Genomic DNA, 17,439 nt, shown 5'->3' with positions numbered 1-17,439 from the left:
GCCACCGCCTAGGTGGGCCCCCCACGCGCGCGGGGCCCACCTAGGCGGTGGCAGGACATGGCACTGGGCACGGTCACGGCGTCCTACGAGCTGAGGTTCGACACCGGGCGGGTCTGCCTGGATCTGCTCGCGACCACCCATCCGGGGGAACGGCTGGGCTCCGTCGACGCGCTGCGGGCCTGGATCACCGGCGCCGGACTCGTCCCCGAGGGCACCCCGCTCACCCACGCCGACCCGTCCTGGCTGGACGCCTTCCGCGAACTGCGCGCGGATCTGGTCCCGTTGGTGCGCGCGCCCGGCTCCCCGTCGTACGGCCGCGCGCTCGCCCGGGTCAACGACCTCGCCCGCTCCGCGCCCCCGGCGCCCCGCGCGGTCCCCGGCGCGGACGGGACGCTGGTGCGCCGGCTCGACGGCCCGCCCGGACGCGACGCGCTGCTCGGCGCGGTGGCGCGGGACGCGGTGGACCTGCTCACCGACCCGGCCGCCCGCGCGAGCCTGCGTCAGTGCGAGGGCGACAACTGCACCATCGTGTACGTCGACACCTCCCGGGGCCGGCGGCGCCGCTGGTGCTCCAGCGAGGTGTGCGGCAACCGCGAACGCGTGGCCCGGCACCGCCGCCGTACGGCAGCCCTCACCCGTGCCTGAACACCCGCACACCCGTGCCTGAACACCCGCGCCGGCCGTCGGCACGCTCGGACGTCCGATTGAACTCCCTTATCCCCTTCGCGGTTTTCGCGCGCCCGGAATCCCGAAAACCACTCAAGTGATCTCCGTCACGCCCCCCTTGGATCCTCCCGGTGTCCCGCCGGGACCGACCCGCCCGTGCTGTGTCGGAAATGTGAAGGAGGGGCGGGGGGAATGTGGGTGCATGTCCCGGTCGTCGTGATCCCCGCGAGAAAACTGCCGTCTCTCTTTGAACACCCAACGCCCCCCGTGCGTACCGGTTGTCGAGCGACCGACTGGGGGATCCCCCGGACACCGGAGGTGGGCGTGCGCAAGGATGCGGCCGTGGCCAATGAACGTGGAACGAGGGCCCGACATCGCATGTCTTCACAGCCCTCGGAACCTGACGAGGAGCTGATGCGTGCGCTGTACCGCGAGCACGCAGGACCCCTTCTGGCGTACGTCCTCAGGCTGGTCGCAGGAGACCGGCAGCGCGCCGAGGACGTCGTCCAGGAAACGCTCATCCGTGCCTGGAAGAACGCCGGTCAGCTCAATCGGGCGACCGGTTCGGTACGCCCCTGGCTGGTGACGGTCGCACGCCGCATCGTCATCGACGGCCACCGCAGCCGGCAGGCCCGGCCGCAGGAGGTCGATCCGTCGCCGCTGGAGGTCATCCCCGCGGAGGACGAGATCGACAAGGCGCTGTGGCTGATGACGCTGTCGGACGCACTCGACGACCTGACCCCGGCGCACCGGGAAGTCCTCGTCGAGACCTATTTCAAGGGGCGTACCGTCAATGAGGCGGCCCAGACACTCGGCATACCGAGCGGCACCGTACGCTCGCGGGTGTTCTACGCCCTGCGGTCGATGAAGCTGGCTCTGGAGGAGCGGGGGGTGACGGCGTGATGAGTGTGTACGGGGGAAACCAGGGATTCGGCACGGGCGGGACGGGTATGTCTGGTGCCATGGAGGGATCACCGGTGCCGAACGAACACGAGACCGTCGGTGCCTACGCCCTCGGCATTCTCGACGACGCCGAAGCGACCGCCTTCGAGGCGCATCTGGCCACCTGTGAGTGGTGCGCCCAGCAGCTCGACGAACTCGCCGGGATGGAACCGATGCTGGCCGCGCTCGCGGACCTGCCGGACGCCGCCGGATCGCCCGCGATCGGCGAGTCGCTGTCCGCGAAGCCGTCGCCGCGCGTGGTGGAGAAGCTGGTCGACGAGGTCGCCGAGCGCCGGGCGCGCAAGCGCCGCCGGAACTTCTACATGGTCGCCGCGGCCGGCGCGCTGATCGTCAGCGGCCCGTTCGTGGCCGTCGCCGCGAGCGGCGGGGACGGCGGCAGCGGCGGCGGTGGAAACACCAGCAGGACGCTCGCGGCCAACCCGGCGAAGGACGCCTTCGACAAGAGCTCCGAGAAGGTCACGGCGACCGACCCGGGCACCGGGGTGACCGCCACGGTGGCGCTGGCGGACAAGCTCTGGGGCACCGAGATCGTCACCGAGCTGAAGAACGTCAAGGGCGGACAGAAGTGCTCGCTCATCGCCGTCGGCAAGAACGGCGAGCGCGAGACGGTGAACTCCTGGGCGGTCACGGGCGAGGGCTACGGACTGCCCGACGCCACGACCGACAAGGGCAAGCAGCCGCTGTACGTCCAGGGCGGCGCCGCCTTCGAGCGCAACCAGATCGACCACTTCGTGATCGCCACCTTCGACGGCAAGACGCTCGTCGAGGTCGACGCGTAGCCGCACGGGGCCCCCTTCGCGTACGGTTGACGGCTGCCCAGCACGTCAGAAGGGGGCCCGGTGGCCGCTCAGGCTCAACAGGAATCCGCGGTCGTCCCGGTTCACGACTCCGTTCGCGACCGGGAGATCCGTGTGGAACAGGAACACCTGGACCGGGTGTACCGGCGCCTCGAGGAGAAGATCTCCGAGGCCGAGTTCCTCATGCGCGACGCCGCCCAGCGCGGCCATGTCGGCACGCCCGGCGCCCTCGCCGAGCGGGACGCCCAGGTCTTCCGGGCCGGCGTCCACCTCAACCGGCTGCACAACGAGTACGAGGACTTCCTCTTCGGCCGGATCGACCTGCTGCCCGGCAAGGACGGCAAGAAGGGCCCGGACGGCGCGTACACCGCCGTCGAGCCCGCCGAGGGCGCCGTACGCCCCGACAACACCGCCGACATCGCCGAGACCCTGCACATCGGCCGCATCGGCGTCCTCGACGAGGACTACGCCCCGCTGGTCATCGACTGGCGGGCCCCGGCCGCGGCCCCCTTCTACCGCTCCACCCCGGTCGACCCCGGCCGGGTCGTGCGGCGCCGGGTGATCCGCTCCAAGGGACGCCGGGTGCAGAGCGTCGAGGACGACCTGATGCGCCCGGAGCTGACGGCCAGCCTCGACGGCCGCGAGCTGGCCGTGATCGGCGACGGCGCCCTGATGGCGGCGCTCGGCCAGGCCCGTACGCACACCATGCGGGACATCGTCGCGTCCATCCAGGCCGAGCAGGACCTGGTGATCCGCGCGCCCGCCGCCTCCGTCACCTACGTCGAGGGCGGCCCCGGCACCGGCAAGACCGCCGTCGCCCTGCACCGCGCCGCCTACCTGCTCTACCAGGACCGCCGCCGGTACGCGGGCGGCATCCTCATCGTCTCCCCGACCCCGCTGCTCGTCGCCTACACCGAGGGCGTGCTGCCGTCGCTCGGCGAGGAGGGCCAGGTCGCCATCCGCGCCATCGGCTCCCTCGTGGACGGCGCCGAGGCCACCGTGTACGACTCCCCGGCCGTGGCCCGGATCAAGGGCTCGTACCGCATGCTCCGGCTGCTCAGGAAGGCCGCGCGCGGCGCCCTGGAGCTGAACGATTCGCCGCAGCGGCTACGGGTCGTCGCCTTCGGGCGGCGCCTGGAGCTGGAGGCGGAGGAACTGGCGGACGTCCGCCGCACCGCCCTGGGCGGCACCGCCCCGGTCAACCTGCTGCGCCCCCGCGCCCGCAAGCTCCTCCTGGACGCCCTGTGGGAGCGCTCCGGCGCCGGCAACCGGCACACCGACCCCGAACTCGCCGCCGAGCTGCGCTCCTCCTTCGACGAGGACATCACCTCCGAGGACGACTTCACCGCCTTCCTCGACGCCTGGTGGCCGGAGCTCACCCCCGCCGCCGTCCTGGACGCCATGGCCGACGAGCGGCGCCTCGGTCGCTGGGCCCGGCGCGTCCTCAACCCGGGGGAGGTGCGCAAGCTGGCGCGCTCCCTCCAGCGGGACGGGCGCTCCGTGCACGACATCGCGCTGCTGGACGAGCTCCAGGCGATCCTGGGCGCCCCGGCCCGGCCCCGCAAGAAGCGCGAGATCGACCCGCTGGACCAGCTCACCGGCCTGGAGGAACTGATGCCGGTGCGCGAGGAGACCCAGCGCGAGCGGGCCGAGCGGCTGGCCCAGGAGCGCGTCGAGTACGCCCATGTCATCGTCGACGAGGCGCAGGACCTCACGCCGATGCAGTGGCGCATGGTCGGCCGCCGCGGACGCCACGCCACCTGGACGGTCGTCGGCGACCCCGCCCAGTCCTCCTGGTCCGACCCGGACGAGGCCGCCCAGGCCCGCGACGAGGCCCTCGGCACCCGTCCGCGCCGCCGCTTCGAGCTGACCGTGAACTACCGCAACCCCGCGGAGATCGCCGAGCTGGCGTCGAAGGTCCTGGCTCTCGCCATGCCGGGATCCGAGTCGCCGCGCGCGGTGCGCTCCACCGGCGTCGAGCCGCGCTTCGCGGTGGCCCCGGGGGCGCTGGGCGACACCGTGCGCACCGAGGCCGCCCGGCTGCTGGAACGGGTGGACGGCACGGTGGGCGTGGTCGTGGCGATGCGGCGGCGCGAGGAGGCGCGGCGCTGGCTCGACGGGCTCGGCGACCGGGTGGTGGCGCTGGGCAGCCTGGAGGCCAAGGGCCTGGAGTACGACGCCACGGTGGTCGTCTCGCCCGCGGAGATCGCCGACGAGTCGCCGGCCGGCCTCAGGGTGCTCTACGTCGCTCTGACGCGGGCCACGCAGCAGCTCACCGTGGTGTCCGCGGAGCGGGACGAACCGGACGCCGCGGGGGTGCCCGACCTGCTGCGGGACTGAGCGGACGGCGGGCGGGACGGTCCGGCGGGGGGATGCGGGAAATATCCCCGGGTCATGGGAATGGCCCCGGGCGATCCGTTTGTTAGCCTGGACGTGGCACCGGCTCGATCCAAGCCCCCGGGCCCAACCTTAGTCGCTTCGAGCGACCACTTGCCGCGAGGCGAGCATGGCGGGTCGGTGTCACCAAGCGTTCGAAGGGCCCTCGTCACGAGATGTGACGGGGGCCCTTCTGCCGTCCCTACGCCTCTCGTATGGTGGAACCGGTTTTCCGCCTGACGGCAGATGGCGATGAACACAACGTCCGCAATCCAGGGCGGCTACCACGTACTCGGTGGTAGGTGCGACGATCGGACGGCACGATTCGCGACACGGTTGAAAAGCAGAGGAAGTCGGCCATGGCAACGGCGCCCAGCGTCTCCTACTCGATGACCATCCGGCTGGAGGTGCCCGCGGGAGGAACCGCGGTGTCCCAGCTCACCGGGGCAGTCGAGTCCCACGGAGGCCTGGTGACCGGCCTCGACGTGACCGCGTCGGGCCACGAGCGGCTCCGGATCGACGTCACCATCGCGGCCACCTCCACCGCCCACGCCGACGAGATCGTCGAACAGCTGCGCGGCATCGAGGGCGTCACCCTCGGCAAGGTCTCCGACCGTACGTTCCTCATGCACCTCGGCGGCAAGATCGAGATGGCGTCGAAGCACCCCATCCGCACCCGTGACGACCTGTCCATGATCTACACGCCCGGCGTGGCCCGGGTCTGCATGGCGATCGCCGAGAACCCCGAGGACGCCCGCCGCCTCACCATCAAGCGCAACTCCGTTGCGGTCGTGACGGACGGCTCCGCCGTGCTGGGCCTCGGCAACATCGGCCCCAAGGCCGCGCTGCCCGTCATGGAGGGCAAGGCCGCCCTCTTCAAGCGGTTCGCCGGCATCGACGCCTGGCCGCTGTGCCTGGACACCCAGGACACCGACGCGATCGTGGAGATCGTCAAGGCGATCGCCCCCGGCTTCGCCGGCATCAACCTGGAGGACATCTCCGCGCCCCGCTGCTTCGAGATCGAGGCCCGGCTGCGCGAGGCCCTGGACATCCCCGTCTTCCACGACGACCAGCACGGCACCGCGATCGTGGTGCTCGCCGCGCTGACCAACGCGCTGCGGGTCACCGGCAAGTCCATCGAGAGCATCCGGGTCGTCATGTCCGGCGCCGGCGCGGCCGGCACCGCCATCCTCAAGCTGCTGCTGGCCGCCGGTGTGAAGAACGCCGTGGTCGCCGACATCCAGGGCGTCGTGCACGCCGGCCGCGAGGACCTGGTCGACGCCGCCCCCGGCTCCGCGCTGCGCTGGATCGCCGACAACACCAACCCGGAGAACCTCACCGGCACGCTGAAGGAGGCCGTGCGCGGCGCGGACGTCTTCATCGGCGTCTCCGCCCCCAACGTGCTGGGCGCCGAGGACGTCTCCGCGATGGCCGAGGGCGCGATCGTGTTCGCGCTCGCGAACCCCGACCCCGAGGTGGACCCGGCAATCGCCCGTCAGACGGCGGCGGTTGTGGCCACCGGCCGCTCCGACTTCCCCAACCAGATCAACAACGTGCTGGTGTTCCCGGGCGTCTTCCGCGGCCTGCTGGACGCCCAGTCCCGCACCGTCAACACCGAGATGATGCTGGCCGCCGCGCAGGCCCTGGCCGACGTCGTCACCGAGGACGAGCTGAACCCGAACTACATCATCCCCAGCGTCTTCAACGAGAAGGTCGCCGGCGCGGTCGCCGACGCCGTCCGCGAGGCCGCCAAGGCCGCCGGCGCGTGACGTACGCGGCGATCCGCACGCTGTGAGGATCGCCACGGGGTTTGAACCGGCGCGTCGCGGAACCCGTAGTCCTGGCCGCCCTCTAGGGTGGCGGCCGGACCTGGGCTCCGGCCCCCTGTCTGTCCGCTGCCGGAAGCGGACGGAGCGTCACCGTGCGGAGGCCGTGGCGCTCTTCGTGTGACTCCCTCGGGTGTTCTCACGACTCCTGCGGGTGCCGGATTGGCATTACCGCCGCAGGTAGAGGCAGGATGCGTCCCTGGGCGCGAGGGTCCGACGAAGGACCCGGGTCCGGGGACTCACCGAGGAACCTGGCAGCATCGGCTTTCGCCGTGCCCGACATGCGGCTCCGCCGCGTGGCACGCCTCAACGGCAAGAAGAACACGGGAGTAACAACATGAACCGCAGTGAGCTGGTGGCCGCGCTGGCCGACCGCGCCGAGGTGACCCGCAAGGACGCCGACGCCGTGCTGGCCGCGTTCGCCGACGTCGTCGGCGACATCGTCTCCAAGGGCGACGAGAAGGTCACCATCCCCGGCTTCCTGACCTTCGAGCGCACCCACCGCGCTGCGCGCACCGCGCGCAACCCGCAGACCGGTGAGCCGATCCAGATCCCCGCGGGGTACAGCGTGAAGGTGTCGGCGGGGTCGAAGCTCAAGGAAGCGGCCAAGGGTAAGTAAGGCGCCCTGCGGGCGCCTCACGCCTGAGCGGTTCAACGCCGTTCGGCCGGGTGCCCGTGGGCGGGTGCGGCGTCGTTGTGGCTTGTCGCGCCCACGCGGCGGTAGCCGCAGATCGAATACAGCCCCGCGCCCCTGGAGGGGCGTTGCAGTGAACGCCGATGGGGCGGTCACCCACACTGGGTGACCGCCCCATCGGTGTCCGCGCCGGGTGTCTAGCCGAGGGCCTTGCCCGGGAGTTCCACCTTGGCGCCCAGGGCGGAGAGCTTCTCCATGAAGTTCTCGTAGCCGCGGTTGATCAGGCCGATGCCGTGGACGCGGGACGTGCCCTGGGCGGCCAGGGCGGCGATCAGGTACGAGAAGCCGCCGCGCAGGTCGGGGATCACGAGGTCCGCGCCCTGGAGCTTCGTCGGGCCGGAGACGACCGCGGAGTGCAGGAAGTTGCGCTGGCCGAAGCGGCAGTCGGAGCCGCCGAGGCACTCGCGGTAGAGCTGGATGTGGGCGCCCATCTGGTTGAGCGCGGACGTGAAGCCCAGGCGGGACTCGTAGACCGTCTCGTGGATGATGGACAGGCCCGTGGCCTGCGTCAGGGCGACCACCAGGGGCTGCTGCCAGTCGGTCTGGAAGCCGGGGTGCACGTCGGTCTCCAGGGCGATGGACTTCAACTGCCCGCCCGGGTGCCAGAAACGGATGCCCTCGTCGTCGATCTCGAAGGCGCCGCCGACCTTGCGGTAGGTGTTGAGGAACGTCATCATCGAGCGCTGCTGGGCGCCGTGGACGTAGATGTCGCCCTCGGTGGCGAGCGCCGCGGACGCCCAGGAGGCGGCCTCCAGACGGTCCGGCAGGGCGCGGTGGGTGTAGCCGCCGAGCTTGTCCACACCGGTGATGCGGATCGTCCGGTCGGTGTCCATCGCGATGATGGCGCCCATTTTCTGGAGGACGCAGATCAGGTCCTCGATCTCCGGCTCCACGGCCGCGTTGGACAGTTCCGTGACGCCCTCCGCGAGGACCGCCGTGAGCAGCACCTGCTCGGTGGCGCCGACGGACGGGTACGGCAGCCGGATCTTGGTGCCGCGCAGCCGCTGCGGCGCCTCCAGGTACTGGCCGTCCGCGCGCTTCTCGATCGTCGCGCCGAACTGCCGCAGCACGTCGAAGTGGAAGTCGATGGGGCGTCCGCCGATGTCGCAGCCGCCGAGACCCGGGATGAACGCGTGCCCGAGACGGTGCAGCAGCGGGCCGCAGAACAGGATCGGGATCCGCGAGGAACCGGCGTGGGCATCGATGTCAGCGACGTTGGCGCTCTCCACGTACGTGGGGTCGAGCACCAGTTCGCCGGGCTCGTCGCCCGGACGGACCGTCACGCCGTGCAGCTGGAGCAGACCCCGCACGACCCGGACGTCGCGGATGTCCGGAACGTTGCGCAGCCGGCTCGGTGAGCTGCCCAGCAGCGCGGCGACCATGGCCTTCGGTACGAGGTTCTTCGCACCGCGGACCCGGATCTCGCCCTCCAGCGGGGTTCCGCCGTGGACAAGCAGTACGTCATCGACGTCGTTGACGGTCATGAATCTCGCGTTCCGTGGAGTGGGGCAGAGGGTCAGAAGGGAAAGGGTAATCGCCCTTCACCCCCCTTCTGTAAGCCCGAGGAGGCCCTGGGAACGTCATGGGTCTGTCACAACACGAACCGTTCAACGGCGGCCACGCGGGGTCACCGCGCGGGGCTGTGCGCCGGGCGCGCTCCCGGACGCCCGTCCGCACCCCTTCACCTCGGCCGGACGACGCCCGACCTGGAAGCTCTCGCGCGCGGCGGGCGTGTTCACTCCGTCACCCGCATTGCCTCCCCGCGCGGCGGGAAGATGCGGGATCATGTCAGGCATGACCGAGGTGTCCTCGCTCACAGGGCGGCTGCTCGTGGCCACTCCCGCCTTGGCGGACCCGAACTTCGACCGCGCGGTGGTGCTCCTTCTCGACCACGACGAGGAGGGCTCCCTCGGTGTCGTCCTCAACCGGCCGACCCCGGTGGACGTGGGCGACATCCTGGAGGGCTGGGCGGACCTGGCCGGCGAGCCCGGCGTGGTGTTCCAGGGCGGCCCGGTGTCGCTGGACTCGGCCCTCGGCGTCGCCGTCGTCCCGGGCGGGGCGGCGGGGGAGGAGCCGCCGCTGGGCTGGCGCCGGGTGCACGGCGCGATCGGCCTGGTCGACCTCGAGGCCCCGCCGGAGCTGCTCGCCTCCGTCCTCGGCTCGCTGCGGATCTTCGCCGGCTACGCGGGCTGGGGCCCCGGCCAGCTGGAGGACGAGCTGGTCGACGGCGCCTGGTACGTGGTGGAGTCCGAGCCCGGTGACGTGTCCTGCCCGGCGCCCGAGCGGCTGTGGCGCGAGGTGCTGCGCCGGCAGCGCAACGAGCTGGCGATGGTCGCCACGTATCCGGACGACCCTTCGCTCAACTGAGCCGCGCGGGCTTCAGTACCCTTGGCTGTTATGAGCACTCTTGAGCCCGAGCGCGGGACTGGTACGGGGACCCTCGTCGAGCCGACGCCGCAGACCTCCCACGGCGACGGTGACCACGAGCGCTTCGCCCACTACGTCCAGAAGGACAAGATCATGGCGAGCGCCCTCGACGGCACGCCCGTCGTGGCGCTGTGCGGCAAGGTGTGGGTGCCCGGCCGCGACCCGAAGAAGTACCCGGTGTGCCCCATGTGCAAGGAGATCTACGAGTCCATGGGCGACGGCGGCGACGACAAGGGCAAGGGCGACAAGTAGTCCTCCTCCCCTCCTGACGGCGGCCGGACCGAGTCCTCCGAGGCCCCCGGGGTGCGCTTTGCGTGCCCGCGGGGGCCTTTGTGCTGCTTGCCCGTTGCGCAGGGTGCGCCGGCCGGTCACAGAGTGGTTGAGACCTCTTGTGGCGTGGTTCACCCAGTCCCTAGCCTCCGGTGTTGTTGTGCACAGCGAAATCGCCATTGCGTATGCTGCAACGCACTCGGAGGAGCACTCCATGAAGCTGTCCGTCCGCATGGTCGCCGTGGCGGCCGTCCTCGCCACCGCCGCCTGCGCCCCCCAGACCTCCGGCAACTCCTCCTCCGACAAGGACGAGAAGACCGGCACCCTGCGCGTCTGGCTTTTCCAGGAGGTCAACAACAAGCCCAAGGAAGAGGTCGTCGACTCCGTCCTCGCCGAGTTCGAGACAGCGCACGAGGGCACCGACGTCACCGTCGAGTACATACCCGTCGAGACCCGCGCCCAGCGCATCAAGGCCGCCTTCAACGACCCGAAGTCCGCGCCCGACCTCGTCGAGTACGGCAACACCGACACCGCGGGCTATGTGAAGGACGGCGGACTCGCCGACGTCACCGAGGAGTTCGCCGCCTGGGACGAGGCCAAGGACACCGACCCCACCGCCCGCCAGTCCGTCACCGTCGGCGGCAAGATCTACGGCGTCCCCTACTTCGTCGGCGTCCGCGCGCTGTACTACCGCACCGACGTCTTCGAGGAACTCGGCCTCGACGTGCCGAAGACACAGGCCGAGCTGATCTCCACCGCCAAGGAGATCCGCGCCGCGAAGCCCGAGCTGTACGGGATCGCCGTCGGCGGCGCCTACACCTACGGCGCGATGCCCTTCATCTGGGCCCACGGCGGCGAACTCGCCACCGGCACGGGCGGTTCGTACGCCGCCGCCATCGACAGCGCCGCCGCGCGCAAGGGCATCGAGGCGTACACCTCGCTGTTCGGCGACGACAACTGCCCGGCCGCCAAGTGCGCCGCGATGACCGGCAACGACACGATCACCGCGTTCGCCGCGGGCAAGGCGGCCATGGCGATCGGCGGCGACTTCAGCCACGCCGCCGTGGAGGCCGGCAAGGTCAAGGGCGCGTACGCCGTCGTGCCGCTGCCGGGTCTGAAGCCCGGGTCGATCGCGCCCGCGTTCGCCGGCGGCAACAACCTCGGCGTGCTCAGGTCCACCACGCACCGCACCCTCGCCGTCGACCTGATGAAGCGGCTCGCGTCCAAGAAGGCGCAGGGCGAGCTGTTCGAGGCGATGGGCTTCCTCCCGACCTTCTCCGACGTGCGGCAGCAGGTCGCCGCGAAGGAGGCGTTCGTGAAGCCGTTCGTCGAGACGCTCGCGGCTGACACGAAGTTCGTGCCGGCGTCGCCGGCGTGGGCGCAGATCGATGCGGGGCAGGTGTTGCCGACGATGTTCCAGGAAGTGGTGTCCGGCAAGAAGGACGTGGCTACTGCGTCGGCGGATGCGGCGAAGAAGATGAACGACGCGTTCGGGTCGGTCGGGTGAAGGGGCCTACGGGGGCGGGGGTTCTGGAGCGTTCGCGGGTGCGGGCGAGTGGGGGCTCGGCGCGCCCACGCGGCGGTAGCCGCACATTCGGTACAGCCCCGCGCCCCCGAGCAGGGCGTTCGCGCACGCCCTGGTTGTATCTCGCGCCGGCGCTTGTGGTGCTCGGGGGGTTCCTCGCCTATCCCATCTACCAGCTCGGGCTCATCTCGGTGTTCCACTACACCCAGGCTCAGGTCAGCGGTGGGGAGCCGACCACCTTCGAAGGGTTCGGGAACTACTCCGCGTTGTTCTCGGACGGGCAGTTCTGGGAGGTGCTGCTGGCCACCGTGGTGTTCGCGGCGGCCTGTGTCGTCTCCACGCTGGCCGTGGGGTGTGCGCTCGCCGTGCTGCTCACCCGGGTGCGGGCGGTGCCCCGGCTGGCGCTGATGCTGGCCGCGCTCGGGGCGTGGGCGACGCCCGCGATCACCGGGTCCACGGTGTGGCTGTTCCTCTTCGACGCCGACTTCGGACCCGTCAACCGGGTGCTGGGACTCGGTGACCACTCGTGGACGTACGGGCGGTTCAGCGCGTTCTTCCTGGTGCTGCTCGAAGTGGTGTGGTGCTCCTTCCCGTTCGTGATGGTCACCGTCTACGCCGGCATCCGCGCCGTGCCCGCCGAGGTGCTGGAGGCGGCCGCGCTGGACGGGGCGTCGCAGTGGCGGATCTGGCGGTCGGTGCTCGCGCCGATGCTCCGCCCGATCCTGGTCGTCGTCACCATCCAGTCGGTCATCTGGGACTTCAAGGTCTTCACGCAGATCTACGTCATGACGGGCGGCGGGGGCATCGCGGGACAGAACCTGGTGCTCAACGTCTACGCCTACCAGAAGGCGTTCGCGTCCTCGCAGTACAGCCTGGGCGCCGCGATCGGCGTGGTGATGCTGCTGATCCTGCTCGCCGTGACGCTGGTGTACCTGCGGCTGCTGCGCCGCCAGGGGGAGGAACTGTGAGCCTCGTGAGCCAAGACGCGGAACCCCGGGTGAATCTTCTGCGGCGGCTCGTCCGGCGCCCGGGGCGTACGGCGGCCGAGGTGACCGCCCTGCTGGTCGCCGCCGTGGTGGCCTTCCCGCTGTACTGGATGGTGCTGAGCGCCTTCAAGCCGGCCGGGGAGATCGAGTCGAGCGAGCCGCGGCCGTGGACGGCGGCGCCCACGCTGGACTCGTTCCGGCGGGTGTTCGGGCAGCAGGATTTCGGCCGTTACTTTCTCAACAGCGTCGTTGTCGCGGTCGCCGTGGTGATCGCCTCCGCGTTCATCGCGTTTCTCGCCGCGACCGCCGTGACGCGATTCCGGTTCCGTTTGCGGACCACCCTGTTGATCATGTTCCTGGTGGCCCAGATGGTGCCCGTCGAGGCGCTCACGATCCCCCTGTTCTTCGTGATGCGGGATCTCGGCCAGCTGAACACGCTGTGGTCGCTGATCCTGCCGCACATCGCGTTCTCGCTGCCGTTCGCGATCTGGATGCTCAGGGGGTTCGTGAAGGGCGTTCCGGAGGCGCTGGAGGAGGCCGCGTACATCGACGGCGCGAGCCGCGCGCGGTTCCTTTGGCAGATCCTTTTCCCGCTCGTCCTGCCGGGCCTCGTGGCCACCAGTGTGTTCTCGTTCATCTCCGCCTGGAACGACTTCCTGTTCGCCAAGTCGTTCATCATCAGCGACATCTCCCGGTCGACCCTGCCGATGGCGCTGCTGGTGTTCTACAAACCCGACGACCCCGACTGGGGCGGGGTGATGGCGGTGTCCACCGTGATGACCATTCCGGTGCTGGTCTTCTTCGTACTCGTGCAGCGGCGTCTGGTCTCCGGACTGGGCGGCGCGGTAAAGGACTGACATGGTGACGACTTCACTGATCCCGGCGCCCCGGCACGTCGTCCCCGGCGCCGGGGAGACGCCCCTGACGGCGCACTCCGCGCTGCACGCCGGCCCCGGCACGGAGGGTGTGGGGCGGTGGCTCGGCGCCGCGCTGCGGGCCGCCACCGGACTGCCCTGGCGGGAGGCGCGGGAGCCCGCGGAGGCCGGGGGCGGCGTCCGGCTCGCCCTCGCGCCGGCGCTCGGCGCGGAGGCGTACCGGCTCGTCAGCGACCGTACGGGCGTCCTCGTCGAGGGCGGTGACGCGGCCGGCGTGCTGCACGGGGCGCAGACGCTGCGGCAGCTCCTCGGCCCCGACGCGTTCCGCCGGGCGCCGGTGCGCCGCGACCGGGCGTGGACCGTGCCGCACACGACCGTCGAGGACGCGCCCCGCTTCCGCTGGCGCGGGCTGATGCTGGACGTGGCACGCCACTTCATGCCGAAGGAAGGCGTGCTGCGTTATCTCGATCTGATGTCCGCGCACAAACTCAACGTGCTGCATCTGCACCTGACGGACGACCAGGGCTGGCGCGTGGAGATCCGGCGGTATCCGCGTCTCACCGAGGTCGGATCGTGGCGCGCCCGTACCAAAATCGGCCACCGTGCCTCGCCGCTGTGGGACGAGAGGCCGCACGGCGGCCACTACACCCAGGACGACCTCCGCGAGATCGTCGCCTACGCCGCCGAACGGCATATCAGTGTGGTCCCGGAAATCGACGTGCCGGGGCACTCGCAGGCCGCCATCGCCGCGTATCCGGAACTCGGCAACTCCGATGTCGTCGACACCGCCGCACTGACCGTCTGGGACACCTGGGGCATCAATCCGAACGTCCTCGCCCCCACCGAGGACACCCTGCGCTTCTACGAAGGGGTGCTGGAGGAACTTCTGGAACTCTTCCCCGCCGACGCCGGGCCGTTCTCGCCGTTCGTGCACATCGGCGGCGACGAATGCGTCAAGGACCAGTGGCGGGCGTCGAGGACGGCGCGGGAACAGATCGCGAAGCTGGGGCTCGCCGACGAGGACGCCCTCCAGTCCTGGTTCATCGGACACTTCGACCGCTGGCTGGCCGAGCGCGGGCGGCGGCTCATCGGCTGGGACGAGATCCTCCAGGGCGGGCTCGCGCCGGGCGCCGCGGTGTCGTCCTGGCGCGGCTACGCGGGCGGGGTCACCGCGGCCCGCGCCGGGCACGACGTGGTGATGTGCCCCGAGCAGCAGGTCTACCTGGACCACCGTCAGGACGCGGGCCCCGACGAGCCGGTGCCGATCGGGTACGTGCGCACCCTGGAGGACGTCTACCGCTTCGAGCCGGTCCCGGCGGAGCTGACGCGTGAGGAGCGGGCGCGGGTGCTGGGCACGCAGGCCAACGTGTGGACCGAGGTGATGGAGGACCAGGGGCGCGTGGACTACCAGACGTTCCCCCGGCTCGTGGCGCTGTCCGAGGTCGCCTGGAGCGAGCTGCCGGCCCCCGCCGACCGGGACTTCCCCGGCTTCGAGCGGCGCATGACCGAGCACTACCGGCGCCTGGACGCCCTCGGCGTCGCCTACCGCCCGCCCACAGGGCCCCGCCCGTGGCAGCGCCGCCCGGGCGTCCTGGGCCGCCCGGTCGACGGACCGCCGCCCGCCGTGTAGCCGCGTACCCCGGTCGTCAGCCGCGTACCCCGCTCGTCCCCCGGTGCTCCTCCGCCCCGGGGGACGACCCCTGCCACCCGCGTTCGCTGCGGGCCGAACGAGCCGGGTCATAACGGAACAAGGGCTTCCGAAGGCCCTGATTCCGCGGTGCCACGGTGATTCGGGAACGGAATCGGCCAGGTCCGGGCCCAGGCGGGCGAATGCCTCCTAGCGGACCCCCGTCTTCGGCACCTGCCAAGATGTGCCAGAGTTGCCACGTCCGCCCTGTCAGCACGTACCGTACGGCGCACGGGCGGGACCAGGTGGGGCAGCGGGAAGGGGCAGCCGGTTTTGAGCACGCACGCACCGCAGGCGGCGCAGGCCGTGACGCTGCCCACGACGCTGGACGAGGCCGTGGCGGCCCTCACCGCCATGCCCGCCGCCGTGCCCGTCGCGGGCGGCACCGACCTGATGGCCGCCGTCAACTCCGGGCAGCTCAGGCCCGCCGCGCTGGTCGGCCTCGGCAGGATCAGCGAGATCCGCGGCTGGCAGTACCTGGACGGACACGCGCTGCTCGGCGCCGGACTCACCCACGCGCGCATGGGGCGCCCCGACTTCGCCGCGCTCATCCCGGCGCTCGCCGCCGCCGCGCGGGCCGCCGGACCCCCGCACATCCGCAACGCCGGCACCCTCGGCGGCAACATCGCCTCCGCCGCCCCCACCGGCGACGCGCTGCCCGTGCTGGCCGCCCTGGAGGCGACGCTGATCGTCGCGGGCCCGGGCGGCGCCCGCCGCGAGGTCCCGGTGTCGCACCTGCTGGCCGGCATGGACGTGCTGCGCCCCGGCGAACTCATCGGCTATGTGCGCGTACCGCTGCTGCACGCCCCCCAGGTCTTCCTGAAGGCGACCGGCCGCACCGGACCCGGCCGCGCCGTCGCCTCCGTCGCCCTCGTGCTCGACCCCGCCCGGCGCGGGGTGCGCTGCGCGGTGGGCGCCATCGCGCCGATGCCGCTGCGGCCCCTGGAGGCCGAGCAGTGGGTCGCGCAGCTCATCGACTGGGACAACAACCGCGCGATCGTGCCCGAGGCGCTCAGCGCGTTCGGGGAGTACGTCGCCGCGGCCTGCATCCCCGACGCCGCGCCCGGCGAGGACGGCACCGTTCCGCCGCTGCCGCCCGCGGTACTGCACCTGCGGCGCACCGTCGCCGCGCTGGCCCGACGAGCACTGGGGAGGGCGTTGTCGTGACCGACGACCAGCACGGACAGGGCGGCACGCCCCCGGGCGGCAGCCGCTGGGACCCGCTGCCGCAGGGCGACTACGACGACGGCGCCACGGCCTTCGTGAACCTCCCCGAGGGCGGCATCGACGCCCTGCTGGACGCCATGGAGAGCCCGCTGGCCGCGCCCGGCCACGGCTACGTGCCGCCGCAGATCACGGTCACGCCGGCCACCTCCGCGGGCACCGACCCGGCGGCCACCGGCAGCTGGGCCACGCCCGGCGCCCCGGTCGACGGGGCCGGCTGGCACGACCAGGGGACGGCGGAGCCCGACGCGACGGCGGGCGACCGGTTCGCCTACGACCCCGGCGCGAGCGGGCAGTGGGCCTACGACCCGAACGCGGCCGGACAGCAGCACGCGCAGGGACAGCACCACGCGCACGGCCAGGACCCCGCGGCGCAGCACCACGGGCACGGCCAGGCGCCCGGGCAGGACGTCACCGGGCAGTGGTCGATCCCCGTGGCGGGCGGCGACCTGCCGGACGAGTCCGGCGAGTTCACCACGTCCGCCCTGGCCGAGCAGTGGGGCGGCCCCCCTCCGGCGACCCTCCCGGGCGGCGCCGCCGCCCCCTGGGCCGAGTCCCAGTCCATCGGCACCCCGTGGGGCCCCGGCGTACCGGGCGTGCCGCAGGACCACGAGCAGCAGGGCGGCGCGTACGGGCCGCAGGGCGGCGCCCACCCGGGCCAGGGCGGCGCGTACGGCCACGAGGCCGGCGAACACGGCCCCGCGCCCGAGACGCAGGACCCCGCCGCCCACCAGCACACGGGCGCGCCCGCCGCCGAGGACGCCTCCGCGCACGACGCCCCGCACGCGTCCCAGCCGCTGCCCGCCGAGGAACACCCGGAGCACCCCGGGGCGTCCGGGGCCGAGCAGCCCTGGCAGTCCGGCGACGGTACGGAGGGCGGGAACGGCGCGGCCGGCGCGGACGGTGCCGCCGACGCGGACACCGAGAACGCCGGGGGCCGCGAGCACCCGCACGCCCCGCAGGGCGGCGAGGAGCCCGCCTCCGGGGCGTCCGACGCCGACGGCGGCCCCGCGGACGCCCAGGCCCCCGCCGAGCCCTCCGAGGGGCCCTCGGAGCCCTCCTCCGACGACGACGCGCCCGCCGCGGACGGTCCTGGAGGCCCGGACGGCCCGGAGGCCTCCGA

General features: G+C 72.1%; 14 protein-coding genes and 1 pseudogene. 14 read left to right on the top strand and 1 reads right to left on the bottom strand.

Annotated elements, in window-relative coordinates; translation table 11 throughout:
- Positions 1–57 precede the first annotated feature (57 nt).
- From CCN29_RS19720 to CCN29_RS19695, 6 genes are all read left to right on the top strand, one after another.
- Positions 58–645, top strand: a complete 588-nt coding sequence (locus CCN29_RS19720; RefSeq protein ID WP_006134448.1) for a CGNR zinc finger domain-containing protein — start codon at positions 58–60, stop codon at positions 643–645.
- Between the two features lie 339 nt (positions 646–984).
- The gene (locus tag CCN29_RS19715) at positions 985–1,569 is read left to right on the top strand and encodes a sigma-70 family RNA polymerase sigma factor (RefSeq protein ID WP_078492847.1); all 585 of its coding nucleotides are present in this window, start codon (positions 985–987) and stop codon (positions 1,567–1,569) included.
- 74 nt (positions 1,570–1,643) lie between these two features.
- A complete protein-coding gene (locus CCN29_RS19710; protein WP_006134446.1) occupies positions 1,644–2,408 on the top strand; it encodes a zf-HC2 domain-containing protein in 765 nt (254 codons plus the stop codon).
- A 60-nt stretch (positions 2,409–2,468) separates the two neighbouring features.
- Positions 2,469–4,766, top strand: coding sequence for a HelD family protein (locus CCN29_RS19705; RefSeq protein WP_086683441.1), 2,298 nt, complete (start codon positions 2,469–2,471; stop codon positions 4,764–4,766).
- 395 nt (positions 4,767–5,161) lie between these two features.
- On the top strand, positions 5,162–6,571 hold the full coding sequence (locus tag CCN29_RS19700; protein WP_006134444.1) for an NAD-dependent malic enzyme: 1,410 nt from the start codon (positions 5,162–5,164) through the stop codon (positions 6,569–6,571).
- A gap of 394 nt (positions 6,572–6,965) precedes the next feature.
- Positions 6,966–7,247, top strand: a complete 282-nt coding sequence (locus CCN29_RS19695; protein ID WP_003990598.1) for an HU family DNA-binding protein — start codon at positions 6,966–6,968, stop codon at positions 7,245–7,247.
- A 212-nt stretch (positions 7,248–7,459) separates the two neighbouring features.
- On the opposite strand, the gene murA is transcribed toward CCN29_RS19695, so the two are convergent.
- Positions 7,460–8,806 (bottom strand): UDP-N-acetylglucosamine 1-carboxyvinyltransferase, encoded by a 1,347-nt coding sequence (gene murA / locus CCN29_RS19690; RefSeq protein WP_006134442.1) that lies wholly within the window; start codon positions 8,804–8,806, stop codon positions 7,460–7,462.
- A 310-nt stretch (positions 8,807–9,116) separates the two neighbouring features.
- Between murA and CCN29_RS19685 the strand changes: the two genes are divergently transcribed.
- From CCN29_RS19685 to CCN29_RS19650, 8 genes and pseudogenes are all read left to right on the top strand, one after another.
- The gene (locus CCN29_RS19685) at positions 9,117–9,689 is read left to right on the top strand and encodes a YqgE/AlgH family protein (protein ID WP_006134440.1); all 573 of its coding nucleotides are present in this window, start codon (positions 9,117–9,119) and stop codon (positions 9,687–9,689) included.
- A 30-nt stretch (positions 9,690–9,719) separates the two neighbouring features.
- Positions 9,720–10,001: a DUF3039 domain-containing protein gene (locus CCN29_RS19680; protein ID WP_006134439.1), complete on the top strand. Its 282-nt coding sequence runs from the start codon at positions 9,720–9,722 to the stop codon at positions 9,999–10,001.
- 232 nt (positions 10,002–10,233) lie between these two features.
- Positions 10,234–11,526, top strand: a complete 1,293-nt coding sequence (locus tag CCN29_RS19675) for an extracellular solute-binding protein (protein WP_086683438.1) — start codon at positions 10,234–10,236, stop codon at positions 11,524–11,526.
- A gap of 38 nt (positions 11,527–11,564) precedes the next feature.
- Positions 11,565–12,512: a carbohydrate ABC transporter permease gene (locus CCN29_RS19670; protein WP_086683435.1), complete on the top strand. Its 948-nt coding sequence runs from the start codon at positions 11,565–11,567 to the stop codon at positions 12,510–12,512.
- 29 nt (positions 12,513–12,541) lie between these two features.
- A complete protein-coding gene (locus CCN29_RS19665) occupies positions 12,542–13,387 on the top strand; it encodes a carbohydrate ABC transporter permease (RefSeq protein WP_086683433.1) in 846 nt (281 codons plus the stop codon).
- A gap of 1 nt (position 13,388) precedes the next feature.
- A complete protein-coding gene (locus tag CCN29_RS19660) occupies positions 13,389–15,035 on the top strand; it encodes a beta-N-acetylhexosaminidase (RefSeq protein WP_086683431.1) in 1,647 nt (548 codons plus the stop codon).
- 330 nt (positions 15,036–15,365) lie between these two features.
- Positions 15,366–16,259: an FAD binding domain-containing protein gene (locus CCN29_RS19655; protein WP_086683428.1), complete on the top strand. Its 894-nt coding sequence runs from the start codon at positions 15,366–15,368 to the stop codon at positions 16,257–16,259.
- Positions 16,256–17,439, top strand: a pseudogene (locus CCN29_RS19650) (hypothetical protein); the annotation flags it as partial. The gene CCN29_RS19655 and the pseudogene CCN29_RS19650, both read left to right, overlap by 4 nt.

Source organism: Streptomyces pseudogriseolus, from assembly GCA_002154585.1.
Taxonomy (GTDB): Bacteria; Actinomycetota; Actinomycetes; order Streptomycetales; family Streptomycetaceae; genus Streptomyces; species Streptomyces pseudogriseolus.
This window is presented reverse-complemented; position numbering and strand designations above follow the sequence as displayed.

What these genes read in the sequence shown, in the direction of transcription:
- CCN29_RS19675 (WP_086683438.1), top strand. Translation starts at nt 10,234, where the DNA reads ATGAAGCTGTCCGTCCGCATGGTCGCCGTGGCGGCCGTCCTCGCCACC.
- murA (WP_006134442.1), bottom strand. Translation starts at nt 8,806, where the DNA reads ATGACCGTCAACGACGTCGATGACGTACTGCTTGTCCACGGCGGAACC.
- CCN29_RS19680 (WP_006134439.1), top strand. Translation starts at nt 9,720, where the DNA reads ATGAGCACTCTTGAGCCCGAGCGCGGGACTGGTACGGGGACCCTCGTC.
- CCN29_RS19695 (WP_003990598.1), top strand. Translation starts at nt 6,966, where the DNA reads ATGAACCGCAGTGAGCTGGTGGCCGCGCTGGCCGACCGCGCCGAGGTG.
- CCN29_RS19700 (WP_006134444.1), top strand. Translation starts at nt 5,162, where the DNA reads ATGGCAACGGCGCCCAGCGTCTCCTACTCGATGACCATCCGGCTGGAG.
- CCN29_RS19720 (WP_006134448.1), top strand. Translation starts at nt 58, where the DNA reads ATGGCACTGGGCACGGTCACGGCGTCCTACGAGCTGAGGTTCGACACC.
- CCN29_RS19660 (WP_086683431.1), top strand. Translation starts at nt 13,389, where the DNA reads ATGGTGACGACTTCACTGATCCCGGCGCCCCGGCACGTCGTCCCCGGC.
- CCN29_RS19685 (WP_006134440.1), top strand. Translation starts at nt 9,117, where the DNA reads ATGACCGAGGTGTCCTCGCTCACAGGGCGGCTGCTCGTGGCCACTCCC.